The organism is Vreelandella lionensis, assembly GCF_002087295.1.
GTDB classification, from domain to species: Bacteria; Pseudomonadota; Gammaproteobacteria; order Pseudomonadales; family Halomonadaceae; genus Vreelandella; species Vreelandella lionensis.
Window position 1 is genome coordinate 1 of record NZ_MWVI01000081.1, and the last position, 1,107, is coordinate 1,107.

The window sequence follows — 1,107 nt, forward strand, 5'->3', positions numbered from 1 at the left end:
AACCTCGCCCCGGCGGATCTCCCCAAAGAGATCTAGTGTGATTTAGTTATCGTTGTTATCTGCCGCTAAAAGTAAATGAATTCGTTCAACTTCGCTCATTGAGGCTTTCTGTAAGGCTTTCCAGCTATCCGGTGGGTTGCCACTGCTGAGCATTTTCTGAAAGACAGAGTAAGTATCATGCTTACTGCCATAAGCGCGTTTTGTAGCGTCATCATTGACCCATGCATAAATAATGATTTTGCTCGCAGCATCGTAGCGAAAGAACAGCCGGTACTGCTGGTAGAACTTTGCTCGTTGCCAATGAGTGTGTTCTGTGCCAAGCGTGTTCCCTTGGCGGTATTGAGTGCCTGATGGATCCTGCGGAATATCATTCAAGGCCAGCTTCATGATCGCTGCTAGGCGCTTGGTGGCCGCCTTGTTGCGATAACCGGCAGGATCTTTCGATTGAAGATGTCTCACCTTCAAGGTGAGTGCTTCGACTTGTTCCAAGAACAACGGATGGGCATAAATCGTCCATCCATTAACCTCCAGAGGCTTCATTCGTCGTCATCATCCTCTTCCAGCGCCTCTTCGAGGTCTACCTCAATACCTGCGGTAAGCCCTTTGGCCTCGGCAAAGCTACTGGCAGTCACCGGGCGAATATTTTCCGGATGCGCCAGAAGATCGCGCTCTAGAAAATTGAGGAAGTTGACCATCACAGGGTCGTGCTTGGCCTCATCACTCGCCCGGGTAAGCACCACTTCTCCATCAGGACGAACGGTATAATGGATACGGTCTCGGCGCTTCAGCTTTAGCGCCCGGCGAATCGATGCCGGAACAGTCGTTTGATAGCGATCCGTCAGAGTTGAGTCGTCTTCGATAAGCGTGCTCACTGTCGCTCTCCGCTTGATAGCAATGCAAAGGTAATGCATACAAAGTTAATGCAAGCGCATTACCTCGTCAAGCCGTCTCCGCTACTTGAACCAGTTGCTTAAGCGCTACCAAAGCCTTCTTAATTACGTTAGGTTAAATACTTAAGCTAATGTAGCTTTATCCTACATTGGAGTAAGTGACAACAGCAGAGGAAAGGCGATGGCGCTAGCCATTGTCGCCACGCGGGCAGGCGTG

General features: G+C 50.0%; 2 protein-coding genes. Both read right to left on the reverse strand.

What is annotated here, in order from left to right; genetic code table 11:
- Window positions 1-42: 42 nt before the first annotated feature.
- Window positions 43-540 (reverse strand): type II toxin-antitoxin system YhaV family toxin, encoded by a 498-nt coding sequence (locus B4967_RS11465; protein WP_083025295.1) that lies wholly within the window; start codon window positions 538-540, stop codon window positions 43-45.
- Complete coding sequence (locus B4967_RS11470) at window positions 537-872, reverse strand: type II toxin-antitoxin system PrlF family antitoxin (protein ID WP_083025297.1); 336 nt, start codon at window positions 870-872, stop codon at window positions 537-539. The genes B4967_RS11465 and B4967_RS11470 overlap by 4 nt, the downstream gene beginning before the upstream one ends.
- Between the last annotated feature and the right edge of the window lie 235 nt (window positions 873-1,107).

Coding starts and splice junctions, on each gene's coding strand:
- B4967_RS11465 (WP_083025295.1), bottom strand. CDS start 540: ATGAAGCCTCTGGAGGTTAATGGATGGACGATTTATGCCCATCCGTTG.